Annotated in this window: 6 protein-coding genes; 2 read left to right on the top strand and 4 right to left on the bottom strand. The window is 41.4% G+C overall.

All coding sequences use genetic code 11. The features are described from left to right. Positions 1–45: 45 nt before the first annotated feature. From EO118_RS05005 to hcp, 3 genes are all read right to left on the bottom strand, one after another. Entirely contained in the window at positions 46–324 is a 279-nt protein-coding gene (locus EO118_RS05005) for a type II toxin-antitoxin system YafQ family toxin (RefSeq protein ID WP_127068920.1), read from the bottom strand. Between the two features lie 5 nt (positions 325–329). Then, positions 330–614, bottom strand: a complete 285-nt coding sequence (locus EO118_RS05000; RefSeq protein ID WP_127068919.1) for a type II toxin-antitoxin system RelB/DinJ family antitoxin — start codon at positions 612–614, stop codon at positions 330–332. Positions 615–868: 254 nt separating this feature from the next. After that, the gene (gene hcp, locus EO118_RS04995) at positions 869–2434 is read right to left on the bottom strand and encodes a hydroxylamine reductase (RefSeq protein WP_127068918.1); all 1566 of its coding nucleotides are present in this window, start codon (positions 2432–2434) and stop codon (positions 869–871) included. A 383-nt stretch (positions 2435–2817) separates the two neighbouring features. Here hcp and EO118_RS04990 point away from each other — a divergent pair, with 383 nt between their 5' ends. Both EO118_RS04990 and EO118_RS04985 read left to right on the top strand, forming a co-directional pair. Continuing rightward, on the top strand, positions 2818–3621 hold the full coding sequence (locus EO118_RS04990) for an Rpn family recombination-promoting nuclease/putative transposase (protein WP_127068917.1): 804 nt from the start codon (positions 2818–2820) through the stop codon (positions 3619–3621). A gap of 129 nt (positions 3622–3750) precedes the next feature. Beyond that, positions 3751–4461, top strand: a complete 711-nt coding sequence (locus tag EO118_RS04985; protein WP_127068916.1) for a Crp/Fnr family transcriptional regulator — start codon at positions 3751–3753, stop codon at positions 4459–4461. 173 nt (positions 4462–4634) lie between these two features. Here the strand turns inward: EO118_RS04985 and EO118_RS04980 are convergent, their stop codons facing one another. Continuing rightward, positions 4635–21212, bottom strand: a complete 16578-nt coding sequence (locus EO118_RS04980; RefSeq protein WP_164726248.1) for a YadA-like family protein — start codon at positions 21210–21212, stop codon at positions 4635–4637. Positions 21213–21226 lie beyond the last annotated feature (14 nt).

Below are 21226 nucleotides of genomic sequence, written 5' to 3'. Positions count from 1 at the left end.
TCAGTTAACACCGCCACAAGGCTGCATAGCGTCACAAGAGACGAACTACATATCAAACAAATCACTATGTGTCCCTGTTCTGGATGCCACAAGAATAAGTTTATCATCATCTATCGCATAAATTAAAAGCCAATCCGGTTGAATATGGCATTCTCTAAACCCCTTATATGAACCAGTAAGTGCGTGATCTCTGTATTTAGGTGCAAGTGGCTCCTCAGCACATAGTTTGTCTAAAATATCTTGTAATAACGAAAGATTATACCCCCGTCTTTTAATTCTTTTAACATCCTTCCGAAACTTCGTCGATACCTGGATCTTTAACATAAAAGTTAGTCCTCCACCTCTAACTCATCAAAGAGTTCTTTCGTAGAACTATATGTTTTTGTTTGAATGTTACCAGAGATAATATCGCGTGCTTCATGTATAGCCGCTTCCGTTTCAGCGTTATATCTTGGTTGTTTAATAATGAAAGGAAAACCTCCCTCCATAATAGATTTGTGTAAAAAAATATTAATAGCATCAGTAACAGAAATTCCAAAACTATTGAATAGATTTTCTGCTCTCCGTTTAACCTCTGGTTCAATACGAACATTAATATTTGCAGTTTTAGCCACGATAAAACACCTCCTTATAGTTCATATTGTATTACAAATATAAAACAAATGCAACCAATCATGTCCTAGAGGAACGCCGTTACGAGTAGCAGCCTTTGTGGCGCCCCTTTACTACCTAATCCACGCAAACACAAAAAGAGCACGGTGTGCCCCCGAACAAACATTATGAAATACCGTTTGTGAGAGGAATACCGTGCTCTTCCCTTATGCTATTCTCGAACGCCACAAGGCTGCATAGCGAAACAAGAGACGTCTTAGCCTAGGATCGCTTTCATATCTTCTTCTGGTGTTGTAATTGGATGTAAGTTGAATTTTTCAACTAAGATGCCAAGTACTGTGTTGGACAAGAATTTTGGCAAGGATGGTCCGATGTAGATGTTGCGGATGCCTAAGGACAATAATGTTAATAGGATACATACCGCTTTTTGTTCGTACCAGGACAATACCAATGTCAATGGTAATTCGTTTACGTCACATTCGAAAGCGTCTGCTAATGCTACAGCCACTTGGATTGCGGAGTACGCATCGTTACATTGACCCATATCTAGGATACGAGGCAAGCCACCGATTTCACCGATGTTAAGGTCGTTGAAACGATATTTACCACATGCTAAAGTCAATACCATTGTATCTTCTGGAGTTTGTTTTACGAATTCAGTGTAGTAGTTACGGCCTACTTTAGCACCGTCGCAACCGCCTACCAAGAAGAAATGTTTAATCGCGCCAGCTTTCACTGCTTCGATTACTTTGTCAGCTACGCCAAGTACTGTACCATGACCGAAACCAGTTGTCACTTCTGTACCACCGTTGATACCTGTGAAGTGTTGTGGCTCTTTGTAACCGCCTAATTCAATAGCGCGTTCGATGACTGCTGAGAAATCTTTTGTGCCATCTTCGTTGTGTTCCACGTGACCGCAGCCATCGAAACCAACCATGTCAGTTGTGAAGATGTTTTTGATGTATGTTTGTTTTGGTGGCATAATGCAGTTTGTTGTGAACAAGAATGCACCTGGAACGCCATCAAACTCTTTTTGTTGGTTTTGCCATGCAGTACCGAAGTTTCCTTTCAATTGAGGATGTTTTTTCAATTCAGGGTACGCATGACATGGAAGCATTTCACCATGTGTATAGATGTTAACACCTTTGCCATCAGTTTGTTCCAATAACATTTTAAGGTCGTGTAAGTCATGACCTGTTACCACGATGAAAGGACCTGGTTCTACTGTCAAAGGTACAGTTGTTGGCACTGGAGTACCGTATGTAGTTGTGTTGGCTTTGTCTAACAACGCCATGCAAGCAAGGTTGATGCCACCGAATTCCATCAATAGGCCTAACCATTCTTCTGCACTGTGGTCTTTTGCCATTTCAACAAGGCCTTTTACGAACCAAGCGTCAACTTCTGGGTCATTGTAGCCCAATACTGCTGCATGCCATGCGTACGCAGCCATACCGCGCATACCTAATAACAATGTGGAACGTAAGGATACGATGTCTTCATGACCTTTCCACAATTCTTCCCAATCAAAGTTAGGAATGTTCGCATCTAATTTATTGTGTGCATTGTTAATCACATCGATGAACTCTTGTACACGATCTTCAGAGAAGTTTACGTTTGTTACGCACATGAATAAACCACGTTTTAACAATTGTACGTTTTCTAACGTTACTTCTGTGGCTTGCATTGCACGCGCTAAACCGATCAACGCTGCTGTTAATTCGTCTTGTAAATTGGCAACCGGTGCTGTTTTACCACATACACCTTGTACTGTACAACCATTTGGTTGCGCTGTTTGTTCACATTGGAAACAGAACATACTCATAATAACCTCCTTGGGAACTTTGCCCTTAACATGTATACTACAACATACTTTTTGTATTTCCTTAGATATCTCACTAGACAATCACTTTCATAGTGAAAGCCCCCGCAAGGGCCATCTAGCAGTGTCTTGTTATCTATACATGTAGTATAGTATACTGAAAGCAGAAAAAACGTATCCTTGGCTACACTTTAAAAACATTTTGAGAAATGAAGAAATTGGTCGTACCCATGGATTGATATAGTAACGTAAGTAAATACGTCCCTCCCCTTCCGGGGCGAAAGACTCGGAAACGATAGCGTCTTTTGTGTTGAAGATATAAGAAAGAGCAATATTATATATCTAAAATATATGGTATAATTTGGATAAGAGCCGGAGGTGATTCTATGCATATCAAACCCTTTGAAGAACTGACCATACAAGATAACTTTATGTTCCAAAAGGTAATGCGTAATAAGCGTATTTGTAAAGCAACAATAGAACGTCTGCTAGATATCCAGATTAAAGATATCACCTATCTCGAAGAAGAAAAGTCACTGCATATGAACCCAGACAGTAAGGGTATTCGACTTGATGTTTACGTCAATGATGAGAACGGCACTGTCTTTAATGTGGAAATGCAAACTAGTAAGAATATGGAAGAATTAGTAAAACGAGTTAGGTACTACCAAAGTATTATCGATTTACACAACATTGAAAAAGGTCAAGATTACACCGAGCTCAATGATACCTATATCATTTTTATATGTACGTTTCCACTATTTAGTAGTAATCTTCATAAGTATACTTTCAAAAATGTTTGTTTAGAAAATTATAATATCGAATTAAACGATGGAACCACAAAACTATTCTTGAGTACTAAAGGTACGGAAAACGATATTTCAAAACCGTTACAATGTCTTTTAGATTATGTAGATGGCAAAACATCTTCAGATGATTTAGTAACAGAAATGGACTCCGTCGTTGATAAAGTACGACATTCTAAAGAATGGAGGTTAGAATATATGACACTCGAAATGGAATTAAGACGTCAACGGAAAGAAGGTAAAGCTGAAGGTAGAGCTGAAGGTAAAGCCGAAGTAGTTCTTGGTATGTTAGAAGATAAATTATCCTTAGACATCATTTCAAAGTATACTAAGCTCACTATTGAGCAAATCAAGGAAATCGGTAAAGCACACTCTTTAATTTAATGTTTGCAATATAGCGATTTGTATGACAGTATATACTGTCTTGGTACGATACTAAAAGGGTCCCTTTGGACCCTTTTGCTATACATCATATATACATCCATATTATAATTTTCTATTCACGGAGGTTCCATGTCGACATTACATCCAACGTTAGAAACATACATGCATACGATTCAACAATCCCCATTATGTGCACATATTGCGCCAGAAAATTTGTCACTTTTCTTATCTCAAGCGAATGTGAAAGTACAAAGTTTCAAAAAAAATTCGTTCATTGCCATTGCTGGGGACCCTATGGAAGGCATTGGTATCTTGCTAGAAGGACGTGCCTTATTAACGCGAGAGAACATGTTGGGACAACGAACCATTGTAACAGAGTTACAGCCGTCCTCTATGTTCGGGGAAGCCTTACTCTTTAGTAACCATCCTCTATGGCCGGCTACCATTGAAGCCACAAAAGATGCGATTGTTTTATTTTTACCAATCGAGACTTTCACCAAAGCATTCCCGGACTGCCAATCCTGTCAAATCCAATTGCTCACAAACCTCATGCACGACCTGTCTGAAAAGGCAATGCAGCTGACCCGCAAAGTGCATTACCTATCCCTCAAAGGAATGCGCGAGAAAATCTTTGCCTACTTCATGGACATTCGACGGGTACAAAAAAAGAACATCCTCACCTTGCCACATAATCGGCAAGAAATGGCAGATGTCCTCAACGTAAGTCGCACCGCCCTCAGCCGTGAACTAGGCCGTTTACAAGACGAACGGATCATTCAATTCCACGGAAAAGAAGTTGAGTTGGTGGATATCGAAACCATCGAAGATTTTTCATTTTAATTAGTAAAAGGGACGCAGTACAACCTGTGTCCCTTTTACTATATCCCAAACATTACCACCGACTAGACATACTATACGGATCATACAACACAAAAGCCCCTACCGCTTCCGAGTCTTTCGACCCGGAAGGGTAGGGGCTTTTTGCATCTTCTAGGAAGTTACATCTTCAGGACTTATTTCATTCCCATAGCCTGCATCAACATTTTGATTTGTGCTTTCATTTCTTCATTGTCTTGAGCCATTTTGTTGTAAGATTCCTTCATTTCTTGGTTTTCTGCTCTCATATTTGCATTATCTACCAATACTTGTTCGTACGCTACTTTCGTGCGTTCGTTCTCTTGTTTCAATGCAGAGACTTCATCTTGCATTACATATACAGAGGAAATCGGGCCCGCTTTATAACGTTCAGGAATTGCTTTTTCTTCTGGGCTCCAGCCAAATTTATGAGTCACGCCAGCATTCACCATATTTTGATGTTGACCCAATGTAACACCTACGTGGAACATAGTCGCTTCTTGCGTGTAATGAGCAATGCCTACAGCTGCTGCAGTTTCACTACGATAATTACCCACACCAGCCATAATTTGTGTTGGTTCTAATGGGTCATATTGTAATGGTTTCAACGCTGCTAAAGCGGCTGCTCTCGCACCAGCTTTATGGGCTTCACCCGTAGCTTGGTTCAGAACGTTATTCGCTGTAGCTTTCAACTGATCTACGTTGACACCGTCAGTGCCATTGATACCAGGCGCCACATTAATAATGCGGTTACCGCCGTTATCTAAGCCATTCGCGGTCAACGTCACAGCAGGGTTCGCTTTGCCATTGGAATTGTTAGATTCAATCACCACACCCAATGGTGTCACATTCGTCGTAATCGCTGGTTCAGGTTTACCATCTTTGCCAGGACGATATACAGTGTATTCACTGGCTGCTCCGTCATGTTTTACCGTTGTAGGTAATTCCACAGGCTTACCTGTTTTCTCATCAGTCACAGGTTTTACCTTGCCATCTTTATCGATGAAAGTAGGTTTAAATACGCCTGTATAATCAGTAGAACCATCACCCATGTGAATATTTTTCGCCAACTTAACTGTCATGGACGCAGGTGTTTTAACCGTTCCATCTGCATTTTTAACAGCTTCCTTCGCAATAACGCCGATATTATTGTCAGTCAATTTAGTCGCATCTGCGCCACCATTGATATTTAATACATCGCCAAGACCAACCACAGCTGTCACATCTTTGTTATCGCCTGTGAACTTACGAGCCTCTGCTAGACGGTCGCTAACCACTTTCAATTGATCTTCCGTCGCTGCACGACCAGATACAACCGTTGGTTTTGCTACATTCCAGTCTTTGTTTTGCAAGCCTGTCACAAATCCTTGTTTTCCGTCAATGGACACAGCTTTGTCGTCAGCTTTGCCACCGCTGAAAGTAGTCACTCCCTTATCTTTGAACTCAACTTTGCCGTTGTTTTCTTTATTCGTAATGGAGTTGATGCTTGTTAAGTCGCTAGCTAATTGTACTTTTAACTTGCCATCCACATTGTTCACACCAATGTTGTTGTCCGTTAATTTTTCCTTAGCTGCACCACCAATAATATCTACCGTTTGGTTCAACTTCTTAGCGATAACTTTGGATTTGTCAGTACCTTGTGCGTCGTCACCAGCGTATTTCACGCCGTCGTCCATCGTAGCTACTTCATGTTTCACCACAATGTCTTTACCAGCATTATTAGGATCTGGATGCTTCGTTTCATATACGATACGAGTCATACCATCCTTACCATTAGCGCCATCTGTGCCGTCTACACCAACAACACCTTTGTCACCTTTGATAGAAAGACCGTTTTTGCCATCTTTACCGTTCAAGCCGATAGAGCCGTCCTTACCATTGATTACAACTGCAGAACCGTCTTTACCGTTCACGCCGATAACGCCGTCAGAGCCTGGTTTACCATCTTTGCCATTAGCACCTGGTTCACCTTTTTCACCAACACTTACAATTGCATCTGTACCCGGTTTACCGTCTTTACCTGATTCACCTTTTACAGTGATGGTATTTGTTGTTACAGATTTAGATGTTAAGTCTTTGTTTAACTTCACGGTTACTGTTGTGTTGCCTTGGTCATCTTGTTCGATGGAGGTCAATACGTTTTTACCGTCATAGTTTTTATCTGCATCCGTAGCGTTTGCTGGAATTTCCGCAGTACCTTGGATTTTCACAGTAGAGCCAAGTTTATTTGTTTTAGCTCCACCAGTGTTTGCATCAAAGACTAAGCCTTTATCAACTAAACCAGTCGTAGCAGATTTCAATTGATCTTCTGTAGCTGCTCTGCCAGATACAAAGCTTGGATTTGTTACATCCCAAGTTTTGTTATCCAAGCCAGTGATGAAGTTACCTTCTGTAGCCTTGTCTGTTGCTGCTGGAGTTTTGCCATCTGCACTTGGTGTTACAGATTGTTTACCTACAGTCACGCCAGAAGCTACCACTTGACCTTTAGAACCATCTACTTTCACAATGTTGTCACCAGTGCCTGCTGTCACAGTACCTGCTGTACCATCCATTGTCACTTGTTTAGCCGCATCAGTACCTAATGTTACTTTGTCAGCCAAACGAATATCGTAGTTAGTGTGTCCATCATCTGCCGTGGAAACAGTTAAGGAAAGATTTTTGTTTGCATCTTTATCTTCACCGTTTACAGTAACAGTTGTTTTCGCTTTACCAACTTCGTCATTCAATTGTGCTACGTTAACAGCGTCTGTATCGTTTTCACCTCTAGCCACGTTGATAATTTTATTGCCACCATTATCTAGGCCAGTATTTGTTAAGGATACAGTTTTGTCGCCATTTTCGATGGTGATGCCAGATGTATTAACAGTAGTTGCTTTGTCTCCATCACGATATACAGTTTCGCCTGCTGTCGTAGAAGTCGTCACGTCACCATCTTTTACAACGGTACCAGTTTTCGTCACAAATGTACCAGTCGTTTGGTCACCTACAGATAATCCAGTTGTGCTAAGAACTGTATCGCCAGTTGTCACTTTACCAGCTTCTACTTTTGTTGTTGTGCCATCAGCATTCGTAAATTCAGCGCTTGTTAAGCCTTTCAATTCTTTTGCCAATTTCACTTCCACAGTAGAACCATTTGCATTTACGCCGATATTGTTATCAGATAATTTATCTTTATCTGCGCCACCAGTGATATTGAAAGCGATACCACCTTGTTTGTTCAAGGCTTGTGTATCTGTTTTAGACGCATTGTCCGCACCGAATTGGATTGTGTTATTCGCTACTGCTTTCGCTGCATCGGATACAGTTTTCAACTGATCTTCTGTCGCTGCACGGCCAGATACAAATTTCGGATCTGTTACGTTCCAATCTTTGTTTTCAAGACCTGTGATGAAGTTGCCTTCTACCGCAGTATCTGTAGCTGTTGGAGTTTTGCCATCTGCACTTGGTGTAGCCGATTGTTTGCCAATTACAACACCACCTGTCACAGCGCCATTTGCATCTTTCACGCCATTCACATGAGCTACTGTCGGTGCCACTTCAGTCGTGTTTGTACCATCTGTGAAAGTCGCTCCTGTACTACCTACTTTAGATTCGTTAGCACCGTCTTTCACTGTCAAGCCCGCATTGTTCACCACGGAATTACCTACCGTCATGGAGCCAGTATTCGTCAAGTTCAGATGTTTGTTCAAGCGAAGTGTCAACGCATCTTTACCATCTGCATCTACTAAGATATTACCCTCAGCAGACTCAAATGTTTTAGCTGCTTCCTTAGAAACACCTTCACCAACGATGTTCACCAATGTGTTCAAGCGATGTTTGTTCACAGTGTCAGAGTTATTACCCGTGAATTGTAAGCCGTCGTCCATAGTAGCCACTTGACGTTCTACTACTTTTTCAACTTTCGTTACTGGGTCAACTTCTTTCGTAGTGTATACGATACGAGTGATGCCGTCTTTACCGTCAACACCTTTTTCACCACGAACGCCTGGAACTCCATCAGCACCATCTTGACCATTATAGCCATCTTTCATGCCGATATCTAAGGATTTACCTGGTGCACCATCTGCACCTTTCGGACCCGTTAAGCCGATTGTGCCGTCTTTACCGTTGATGACAACAGATTTACCATCTTCACCTTTGGCGCCGATTTTACCATCTTTACCATTGATGACAACGCTATTACCATTTTCACCTTTCGGTCCAGTCAAACCGATAGATCCGTCTTTGCCGTTGATCACAACTGCAGAGCCGTCTTTACCGTTTATGCCGATAGTACCGTTAGAGCCATCTTTACCTGGTTCACCTTTTTCACCTACAGTCACTACAGCATCTTTGCCATCTTGACCATTAGCACCTGGTTCACCTTTTACAGTTACTGTATTCGTGGTTACAGATTTAGATGTTAAATCTTTATTCAACTTCACAGTTACCGTTGTATTACCATCAGTACCTTTTTCAACAGTTGTCACTACGTTGTTGCCATCGTAGTTATCATCTGCCGTTACGTTAGCTGTACCCACAATATTTACAGTAGAACCTAACGCATTTTCAACAACATTTTTGCCACCAGTTTTCGCAGGAAGGTTAGCGCCGAAGGATAATTTACCAGTACCCAATTGACCTTGGATTAGTTTCAATTGCTCTTCTGTCGCCGCACGGCCTTTTGTACCGAAGTCAGCTGCATCTAACGTTTTGTTCGTTAAACCAGTGATATCTCCGATAGAACCATCAACAACTACAGGGTTTCCACCAGTTCCGACAGTCACTTTACCAGCTTTGCCGTCGATGCTTACTGTTTTATCGCCAGTTTCCGCACCGCTACTGAACGTAGTTGTTCCATTTTCTCCGAAGGCTACTTTACCGTTTCCTTCTTTGTTTGTAATGGAGTTGATGCTTGTTAAGTCGCTAGCTAATTGTACTTTCAACTTACCATCTTTAGCATTAACGCCGATATTGTTGTCAGTCAATTTGTCTTTCGCTGCACCACCAACGATTTCTAAACGTTCGTTTAGTTTTTTGTTGATCACATTCGCTTCTGCTTTAGTTGCAGTCGCTGCTTCGTAGTTGTCGCCGCTGTATTTTTGACCGTCGTCCATCGTAGCTACTTCATGTTTCACTGTGATTTCTTTACCAGCATTATTAGGATCTGTATGTTTCGTTTCATATACGATACGAGTCATGCCGTCTTTACCATTAGCGCCATCTGTGCCGTCTAAACCAACTGCACCTTTGTCGCCTTTCATAGTAAGACCATTAGCACCATCTTTACCGTTCATGCCGATAGATCCGTCTTTGCCGTTGATTACAACTGCAGAGCCGTCTTTACCATTCACGCCGATAGTACCGTTAGAACCATCTTTGCCAGCTACGCCTGGTTCACCTTTTTCACCGACAGTCACAACTGCATCTCTGCCGTCTTGACCGTTAGCGCCTGGTTCACCTTTCACAGTCACTGTATTAGTTGTTAAGGATTTAGATGTTAAATCTTTGTTCAGCTTCACAGTTACTGTTGTGTGGCCATCAGCATCTTGCTCGATAGATGTTAATACGTTTTTACCATCGTATTGTTTATCTGCTTCGCTAGCATTCGTTACATCGGCACTACCTACGATATTCACAGTGGATCCAAGTTTGTTAGTTACAACTTTATCTCCACCAGCTTTCGCAGGAAGGTTAGCACCGTATTTCATACCTTTATCTGTCGCATCAGTCACTGCTTTAGCAATACTTGCGTCAGACGCATTTTTAAGGTCAGATACGTTAACTGCAGATTTACCTGTTACAGGATCTTTCGCTGCGGCTTCTAATTTTTCAAGATACGTTGCATCTTGTTTTGGTTGATTTGCCGCATCTTTTACCACAGCAGTATCGATAGCAGAACCTACATTATCTACACGTTTTGCATCCGGTGTATTCACTTTCGTATGAACATCACCGTTATACGCATTTCCATCGGCATCTTTGAAAGTACCATCTGGTTGTTTGAATACTTGCTTACCAGTGTTATCTACGTAAATCAAGGCTTGGTCTTGAGCCACTTGTTTCGTGTTCAAGGATACCGTTACATTATCGCCATTAGCAGCTGTACTGATGTATTTGCCATCACCTTTGATATTGAACTTCACATTGCCATCTTTCAATGATTTAGCCGTTGTTGTACCAGAAGCCGTATCATCACCAAGAGCTATAGTGTTACCCACTTGGCCTTTCACAGTATCTAGTTCAGATTTTTTAGCCACATCTGTGATAGTTACCGTTTTCGTATTCGTTGCATCTGTAGGGTCTTCTACTGTTAAGTTAATATCACCATCAGCAGTCGGTTTATATTTACCTTCAGATCCAGCTTCCTTATTAGCTACCAAACGGTAGTCGCTGCCAGATTTAGCGGAAATCGCTTCGGAGATTTTTTTCAATTGATCTTCCGTTGCTGCTCTGCCAGAAACATAGCTAGGACTTGCCACATTCCAGTCTTTGTTATCTAAACCAGTAATGAAGTTGCCTTCTGTCAATGTTCCACCAGTTGCAGGCGCTACACCATTCTCACCTGGTGTTACAGATTGTTTACCAACTGTAATATCGTTAGCTTTCACAGTTCCTGCTTTACCGTCAAAGCCTACAGTTCCTGTTGTAACTTTACCATCTTTACCATTGATAACAACAGGTGTATCTGTACCATTAGCATCGTTGTTGCCGCTACTGAAAGTAGCCACGCCATTGTCTTTGAACTCAACTTTACCATTACCTGCTGCATTAGTAATGCTACTGATATTAGCAAGGTTTTTATTCATTTTTACAGTCAATGTTGTTTTACCATCAGCTGCGACTAAGATGTTGCCACTTGCAGATTTGAATCCATCTACTTGTTCTTTCGCAACGCCTTCGCCAACGATATTCACTAATGTATTCAAACGATGTTTGTTTTCTGTGTCAGAATTGTTACCAGTGAAACGTAAACCATCATCCATTGTAGCCACTTGATGCTCTTTACCGCCTTCTGTGTATACGATACGAGCGATGCCGTCTTGACCGTCAACACCTTTTTCGCCACGAACGCCTGGAACACCATCAGTTCCATCTTGACCATTGTAGCCATCTTTCATTCTGATATTGATGGATTTGCCTGGTTGTCCATCAGCACCTTTTGGACCATTCAATCCGATAGAGCCATCTTTGCCGTTGATCACAACTGCAGAACCGTCTTTACCGTTCACTCCGATTTTACCATCAGAACCATCTTTGCCTGGTTCACCTTTTTCACCTACAGTCACTACCGCATCTTTGCCGTCTTGACCATTGGCTCCTGGGTCACCTTTTACAGTGATAGTGTTTGTTGTTAAGGATTTAGATGTTAAATCTTTGTTCAACTTCACAGTTACTGTTGTGTTGCCATCAGCATCTTGCTCGATAGATGTTAATACGTTTTTACCATCGTATTGTTTATCTGCTTCTGTTGCATTTGTTACATCGGCGCTACCTACGATGTTTACTGTAGAACCAAGTTTGTTAGTGACAACCTTATCTCCACCAGTTTTCGCAGAAAGATTAGCACCGTATTTCATACCTTTATCTGTCGCATCAGTCACTGCTTTAGCAATGCTTGCGTCAGACGCATTTTTAAGGTCAGATACGTTAACCGCCGCATTTGGATGGTTACCCTCTTTCGCTGCTTCTGCTAAACGTTCTAAGAATGTTGGATTTTGTTTATTTCCTGCACCTTCTGGAACATTTGTATTGGCAATGGCAGAGCCTACGTTATTAAGGATAGTATCTCCTTTTGTAGTATCTTTCGCAGCCGATTGAACTCGTGTTTCTACATTTTCTGGTGCTACTTCTGCGCCATCCGCTGTATGGAATTTGCCATCTTTATCGATGGTTACTTTTTTACCATCTTTTGTTGTATATACAACCGGTAATTGAGCACCGTCGACAACAGCTTGTTTATTTACTTTCACATCGTAAGCATGTGCATCTGCTGTAGATGGAGTCACTGTAACAGTACCATCTGCATTGGACACAGTAGTAATCGTATCATTATCAGTACCTTTTTCAGCTCCGATTGTGATGACACCATTTTCTTGAGTTACTTTTACAGCACCGCTACCTTTAAGGGTGATTCGTTTATTTTCGCCTTCTGTACCAGTTGCTTGTGGATCTACTTTATCTGTAGATGTACCATTGTTAACCGCCAAGTCCCACAATGCAGTTTTATCTGCTTTGTTATTCACTTCATCGTTAACAGCTTTCAACTGATCTTCTGTGGCTGCACGACCAGATACAGCTGTTGGATTTTTTACATTCCATTCCGTATTTTGTAAACCAGTTACATAGCCTTGTTTGCCGTCGATGGATACTGCTTTATCTCCATCTACTTTTACAATGCCATTGTTATCGAACGTCACTTTACCAGATCCAGCTTCATTTGCAATGGATGTAATTTTGCTTAACGCACCTTCTACATTCACTTTATATGGTTCAGCTTCTGTGCCTTTACCTTCTACAGTTGTATTTGTACCAGTTGCTAATTTAGTTTTAGCTACAGATACTTTGTAGATTGTTTTACCTTCTGTATTTGTATCTTTATCTACAGTGACATTATCTGCATTATCTCCAGCTTTTACTTCTACTGCATCTTTAGCGATATTAGCCACAGCTTTTTTAGATACGCCTACACCATAACGAGCATTAGCTGTTTTATCTACAGTATTATCCATCATGGTCACAGTAGCAATGTTTTCATCATCTGCTAACGTTGCTGTTGTAACGGATTCTACTTGTTTATTGGCTGCAATTGTAAAGGATTGTTTGCCTGTATTAGCATCTAGTGTTCCAGGTGTAACTGTAATACCATCTCCTGCATTAATCGTTGGCCCTAAATCAGTGATTACTTTTTTGCCTGCATTTGTGATGTTAGACAAGTCATTTTTCGCTACCCCAGAGATGACTGCTTTTGTATCAGCTACAGTTGTTCCATCTCCATTGACGTAGGTTAATGTTACATTACCATCTGTATCTACAGTGTATTTTTCTGTATCTGTTGTTGGTTTGATGTGCAGTTCTTTATTTGCTACTGCATTCAATTGAGATACATTAACTGCATCCTTATCGCCTGTGCCATTGGCTACATCCGTGATTTTTGCATCACCAACAGAGATTGTGCTAGGTTTATCTCCTTCTGGTGCATTGATAGTCAATGTTGTGCCACCATTGGAAATTGTTAATGGTGTAGTACCACCTTTACCAGCAATGGAATTGATGCCTGTTAAGGATTCTGCTAAACCAATTTCTAATACTCCACCGTTATTTTTAGTACGAATATTATTGGCTGCTGTATTACCAGTAAGAGTTCCTTCACCTTTAACTTCTAAGGTTTGACCTAACTCTTTGCTAATCGCATCCCCTGTATTGCCTTGGAATTTCATACCTTTCGTGGTAGCTTCATTCACGGCTTTTTCAATACTTGCATCAGATGTTTTCTTAAGATCAGAAACATTAACTGCTGCTTTTCCTGTGACAGGATCTTTTGCTGCAACTTCTAATTTTTCTAAATACGTTGCATTTGGTTTTTCTAGACCAGCATCAGTAGTTACTTTTGCTCCGTCGATTGCAGAACCAACGTTGTCTACACGTTGTGATCCTGTTGTATTCACTTTCGTATGAACAGTACCGTTATACGGTTTTCCATCGCTATCTTTGAAAGTACCATCTGGTTGTTTGAATACTTGTTTACCTTTATCATCTACGAAGATTAACGCTTGTGCTTCTCCAAGTTTTTTCGCATCCACTTTCACATCGTATGCGTGAGCATTCGTTGTAGATGGAGTTACTGTAACTGTACCATCTTCATTCGATACCGTTGTGATTGTATCGTTGTCTATACCTTGTTCAGCGCCGATTGTGATGACACCACCGTCTTGTTTAACAGTAACGCCAGATTCACCTTTTAATACGATACGTTTATTGTCTTCTCCTGTTACTGTTTTTGGAGTTACTTTCGTACCATCAGTATCTGTACCAGATGCAACTGCCAAATCCCATTGGTTTGCTTTTACTGTATCTAGTGCTTGTTTAGATGCCACATCGCTTATGGTAATCGTATCAGGTGTACTATCAGGTTGTTTAGTATCTTTAACTTTTAAAGAAATAGTTCCATTATCTACTTTATAGGCACCATTACTACCGTCTACTGGATTTGCAATTAATCGATAATCTGTTGTAGACGCTGCATCAGCAATGTCTTTTACCGCTTTTAATTGTTCTTCCGTAGCTGCACGATTAGCCTTAGCAAAATCTGTAGCAGTTAGGGTTGTATTTTGTAATCCAGTTACATAGCCTTGTTTGCCGTCGATGGATACTGCTTTATCTCCATCTACTTTTACAATGCCATTGTTATCGAACGTCACTTTACCAGATCCAGCTTCATTTGCAATGGATGTAATTTTGCTTAACGCACCTTCTACATTCACTTTATATGGTTCAGCTTCTGTGCCTTTACCTTCTACAGTTGTATTTGTACCAGTTGCTAATTTAGTTTTAGCTACAGATACTTTGTAGATTGTTTTACCTTCTGTATTTGTATCTTTATCTACAGTGACATTATCTGCATTATCTCCAGCTTTTACTTCTACTGCATCTTTAGCGATATTAGCCACAGCTTTTTTAGATACGCCTACACCATAACGAGCATTAGCTGTTTTATCTACAGTATTATCCATCATGGTCACAGTAGCAATGTTTTCATCATCTGCTAACGTTGCTGTTGTAACGGATTCTACTTGGTCATTCGCCGCTACTGTATAGGTCTTTTTACCTGTCATAACATCTGTTGTTGGAGTTACAGTAATGTTTTTGCCCGCTTTAACCTCAGTTAAACCAGTGATGGTAGACTTACCTACATTATCAATATTAGATAAATCTGTTTTTGCCAGTCCTGTGGCAGCAATAGTTACATTACCATTCGCATCTTTTGAAATGCTGATATTATCGCCATTTTTCAGGTTCACTTTGTTATTCTTAGGTGTTACATCTTCACCATTAACAGATAAGCTCCAAAGGTCGGATTTTTTCGCTACTCCTTTAATCTTTGCAGTAGTATTAGGTACAACACTTCCATTACCATCGGAATATGTTAATGTAACATCCCCATCTCCATTAGGAGTATATTCCATTGGTGTAATATGCAGTTCATTATTTTTCACAGTAGTGACTGCACTATGTAAGTCTTTCACATTTACCGCTGCACTTGGGTTAGTGCCCTCTGCGGCATTCAAACGATCTGCGAAAGTTGGTGCATTATTACCCGCAACAGGGTGTGTTTGAATCACAGACTTCACATTATTTAACACCGTTGGAGCCGTAGTGCTATTACCATTTGCATTAACTAAACGAGATTGTACATTAGCTGCTGCAACTTTTGACTCCCCTGCTACAGGGTCTTTTGATTTATAGAAATATCCATCTTCACGTTTATATACACGATTCCCATTTGCATCAGTATAGACAACAATTGCATCTTGTGTTTCACCTTTAATGGTGATAGTGCTACCATCTGCTGTGACAGTCACATTACCTTCACCTTTTAGGTTGATACGTTTATTATCATTTGCCACTGTTGTAGGAACTACTTTCGCCGAATTGCCATTGGTCATAACTCCTAAATCCCATGTTACGGCATCCAATTGCGATTTATTCACTGCATCATTAGGATTCGTTCCTGCTTGAAGGTTCGTAATTGGCTTGTTGTTCATATTGATGCCATCGTAGGAAATGGATGGACCGGCATCATTCGTTTGATGATTACCATCATATCTATAGGTAGTAAAGCTTTTGGATTTTAAATCTGGTCGTAATCCAATACCAATTGTATTTCCCGTAGTATAGGTGCCCACGTTCCCCGTCTCGTAGCGTACGTTTCCATCTGCCCAAATTGAATTAGGCTCTGATGCTTTATCTAGGTTTGAAAACTTTTTACCTGTCACGTTCACTGTGTTACTAGTTGCTGTTGGTGTTACCTTAGAACCTTGATCACCAGTAAAACTAGTAACAAACAAAGATGCTTTCGCTTTATCAGTCAAAGTAACAGTAATTTCATTGTTATCGGCATTCGTAGTGATGTATCCATCAGTACCTTTCACCGTCAATGATTGTTCAGACAAACGTACATCGGCGCCTGCTGTTGCAGTTGTATTGCCTGCAAGTTTCAAGTTCATGGCTTTCAACTGCGCTACGTTTACCGCATCTGTATCATTGGTACCACCGGCTAGATTCGTAATTTGTCGTGTTGCTGTATCACTGCCCACGGATACGGCACCAGCACCAGAGGTCGCCGCTACACCACTTCGAATGGCTGCATAATTATTCCTTCTTGCATCAGCTGGATCCCATGCATTGACTCCCGCTGCTATACCTGCTACAGAACCAGCACCTAAAGCAACGCCCTTATCAACTGTTACAGAGGCACCCGTACCTAAGGCTGTACCTTGTGCATTAGCAGCGTTAGCACCTTTACCTAATGCCGTGCCCTCAGTCGACTGTACTCTAGCTCCTTGACCAATGGCCGTAGCATATGTTGCATTTGGATCAATCTGAGCCCCTTGACCAATTGCGATACCATAGGTGGCCCCTGTATTAATGGTAGCGCCTTGACCAATCGCCGTACCGTACTCAGCATTTGCTTTTATGGTAGCTTCTTTTCCTAAGGCAATACTATCAATCGCACCCGCTTCAATTTTAGCTGTTTGCCCAATGGCAACACTTTCTTTCGCATTAACACTAGCCTTAGTGCCCATAACAATCGTTTCTTTTTGATTCGTATAGGCATAGCGACCAATCGCAATACTATTGGCTGGTGTCCGCTCATCTGTTGTTTTATTGTTAGCATCTTTTACAACTGTGGTTGCATCTTCTACCTGTGCATGTGAACCAATAGCAATGGAGTTTTCCCCCAATGTGTTAGAGCTGGAACCAATCGCTACCGCATCTCCACCTTTGACTGTTGCACTGGCACCAATCGCTACATCTTGATCGCGTTTCGCTGTTGCATTGGCACCAATCGCCACCGCATTATTACCTTGCCATGTGCCATTCCATGAACCAGCTTTGTCATTAGCATCGGCATTTACAGCGGCACTATCACCAATAGCAACGGTACTATTACCTTTGCCAGTGGCACTAGTACCAATTGCAACAGCATTCGTCGAATAGCTTGTAGCACGTTTACCAATGGCAATCGTGCTATTTTCTCTAGCACTTGCTAAATCACCGATAGCAATGGAACTATCCTTCCATGTAGCAGCTTTAAAACCTACTGCAACGGTACCAGCTCCTGCACTACGGGCGTAAGAGCCTAAGGCAACTGACTGATTGCCCACAGCACCTGTATTGTTATAGTTAGATTCCGTAGCGATACCGTTAACATCTATGTTTCCATCTGTAGCACTTCCACCCTTAGTGGATAAATAGTGCACAGGTGTTCCTGCTGCATTAATTTTATTAATCGCATCCTGTGTTAAACCTACAGTGATTGTATTATTATCCGCATTTGTGGTTATATAATTACCATCACCTTTCACAGTTAACGTTTGATCGTGTAAACGTACATCAGCTTTCGCATTACTAGTTGTGTTACCTGCGATTTTTAGATTTAATGCTTTTACTTGCGCTACGTTTACTGCATCGGTGTTTTCTGTACCTGCCGCAAGATGATGAATTTGTCGCGTATTTCTTTCACTACCAATAGAAATACCAGCATTCGTAGATGTTAATGTAATGCCTGTTAGTTTATTATCATAATGGTTACGACGGCCATTAGCAGGATTCCACCCTGTTACTCCTTTGTCTATAGTCGCCACAGAATAAGCGCCTAGAGCCACAGAATCTGCTACCTTAGTCTCTGCATTAACGCCTAATGCAATAGAATGATTTGCTCTTGCTTTGGCTTGAGACCCAACGGCAACGGCATCTTCTCCACCTGTATAGGCTTTCGTACCGATGCCTACGCTATCTTTGCCGTAGGTACCAGCACCGTAACCGACAGCAGTTGCTCTTTCACCAGTAGATTTTGTATATACACCTAGTGCCATAGCACCTGCACCTGTCGCTTCATCATTATTATAGTTAGAACGGCGAGTTTCAAATGCATCACCAGCTGCATTATACCCCACATTAGCTGTGCTATTTTCACCAATGGTGGCTGTGGACCCCGCCACTGTATGATTGACAGATAAGAAATGACCCGCTTTACCTCTCCAGTCACGAAGCTGTGCTACTGTTACTACGTCATTATCCAACGCCCCTGGAGCTACGTTGGTAATACGACGAAGGCCCGGTACTCGCTCTTTCGTACCTGATTCATTAGTGATCTCAACGAGTCCACCACCGACGGATACGACACCTAACCCTTGTTTATCAAGTTGTTCTAAGGTATGTCCTAATTTAGAGTCACGTGGCAAATATGACGGAATTGTCATAGCATCCCGTTTTTCTAATATCACATCACCATTCGAGTCAAATTCATACTTTTGCTTTGGATCCAAATTAGCGTAGGCACTGACACCTGGCTTTAACTTCCACGTTAGTGCTTCATAAGTATCGTTAGAATTATGGCCTAAAACAATAGAATTATTACGGAGTGCACTAGCTCCTTGACCGATAACAACAACATTATCTGCTCCTGATTGTTTCGTTGGGTTTGTATTGTATACACCAGCACTCGCCTTATTACCAATCACGATAGATGTTGTGCCCACAGCACGTACACCTGTACCTAAGCCCACTGTATCAACGCCGTTAACTTTAGAGTCTTGACCTATTGCAATACCACGTGTAGCCCCTGTTGCTACTGAAGAGGAACCGCCTAATGCCACAGCATTTTCTGCATTTGTAGTTGCAAAGTTACCGATAGTCACACTGTTTATAGAAGCTTTACCAGATTCTGTATTGCTACCAAAGGATAGACTATTTCTACCCAATGATTTCGCTTGTGTACCAATTGCTACTGAATTTAGAGCATTATCACCAACATTGGAGTCAAAACCAATAGCAATACTATTGGCTGCGCCTCCCCCTACATTAGCCCTTTCACCTAAAGCAACTGACCGAATAGATCCACCATTAATACGGCTACTCTTACCGATAGCAGTACCACTATTGGATAATACCGCCGAATTAAAGCCGATACCAACAGAGCTATCTCCTAGTACTGTAGTTCTATTACCAATTGCCACATCACCAGCACCATAGGTAGCTGTCCGCACACCCATTGCCACAGAGTTTTCATCATGGGCTTGTGCACCTGTACCAATCGCAATCGATTGTGCCGCTTTATCTCCTACATGAGCTAAAGAGCCTAAGGCGATACTAGCATCTGCTTTCGTATAGGCTCCAACCCCTTGAGCAATGCTTGCATTTCCTGTAGCTAACGTATAGTTACCAATAGCGATTGCATTATCACCTTGCTTTTCAGTGACCTCTCTAAACACACCATTAGTATCTCCCAAAATCTTTTTCTTAACTGATAGGTTTAACGCATTCGAGGCAGCTGGAGAATTATAATCAAAGCCTTTATTTAGATTATCATCAATAAGTTTTGACACTCCGCCTGTTTTATTCAGTGCATTTTGCAAATCTGTGTTATTACTTGTAGTTCCCGCATTGTCCACCAAAGCATTGTAATCAGGAAGAGCTTCCAACTCAGTTCGTTTTGCCTCAATGTCTCTAGATTGAGATGCCAACCATTCTCGTTCAGCTTGCGCTTCCGACGTATTGCCCATAGCAACCAATTGATTCAATCTTGTCTCGTGAGTTGTATAATCAGACACCAAGTCCGCATATTCTTTCATTTTGGTTCTTGTATTATCGCTTACTGCATTCGTCATTCCATCGATTTTGCTAGCAAGATTGTTTGTGTCCGAAACAGCTACATTGGCATAGGTGTTGTAACCAATCGCTAACGATGATTTACCTGCTGCTTGGGTATTAAAACCGATGGCATTACTACCTGCTGCATTTGCGTTAGCACGAGCCCCTAATGCCACTGTATAGTCGTCATGAGATTCCGACTTAAAGCCTATGGCGATATTATCATGCAGACTCGGTCCATATGTGATATTACCATTATTTACTGCTGTTGGACTGGCTGATGCATCAGAATACAAACCGAGGGCAATCGTACCTTCTCCAGACGCTTTAGAGTTACCGCCTAAGGCAATTGCTCCTGTACCATTTACGTGTGTACTTTCACCACCAGTAATAGTAGCACCTTGGTATGTGACATACCCTTGATTTACCTTAAGGGCGGTTCCCGTTTTAGAATCTTGCAACCCATAGAAATCGGTAGTTTTTGTAGCTAATGGATTATGATACAACATAGCATACAACTGACGAAGTGTTAAAAACTGCCCCAGATTGTTTACTTTTTCATCTAAGATCGCTTCGTTTTTCTCTGCTGTTGTCATTCCGCCAAAATCAACATGTTTAGGTTTGATAATCAACTTTCCTTTAGGTCCATCAGCACCACCCTCAGATGTCACAATATCATAGCGATTGTATCCAGATATCCCTGCTTGGTCAAATGCCAACCCCAACAAATTCGTTGGAATCACCGCTTGTACTACACTAGGTACAGCAATGCCACCTGTAATCAAGAAGGCAATAACCGCCCCTTTGCTATATCGCCCTTTGTCTTTCAAAGCTCGTTTTAGAAAGCGTTCACATTCCAAAAATATTTGACTCGATTTCATAGAACCTCCATACA

Source organism: Veillonella sp. 3891 (assembly GCF_003992315.1).
GTDB lineage: Bacteria > Bacillota > Negativicutes > Veillonellales > Veillonellaceae > F0422.
This window is presented reverse-complemented; position numbering and strand designations above follow the sequence as displayed.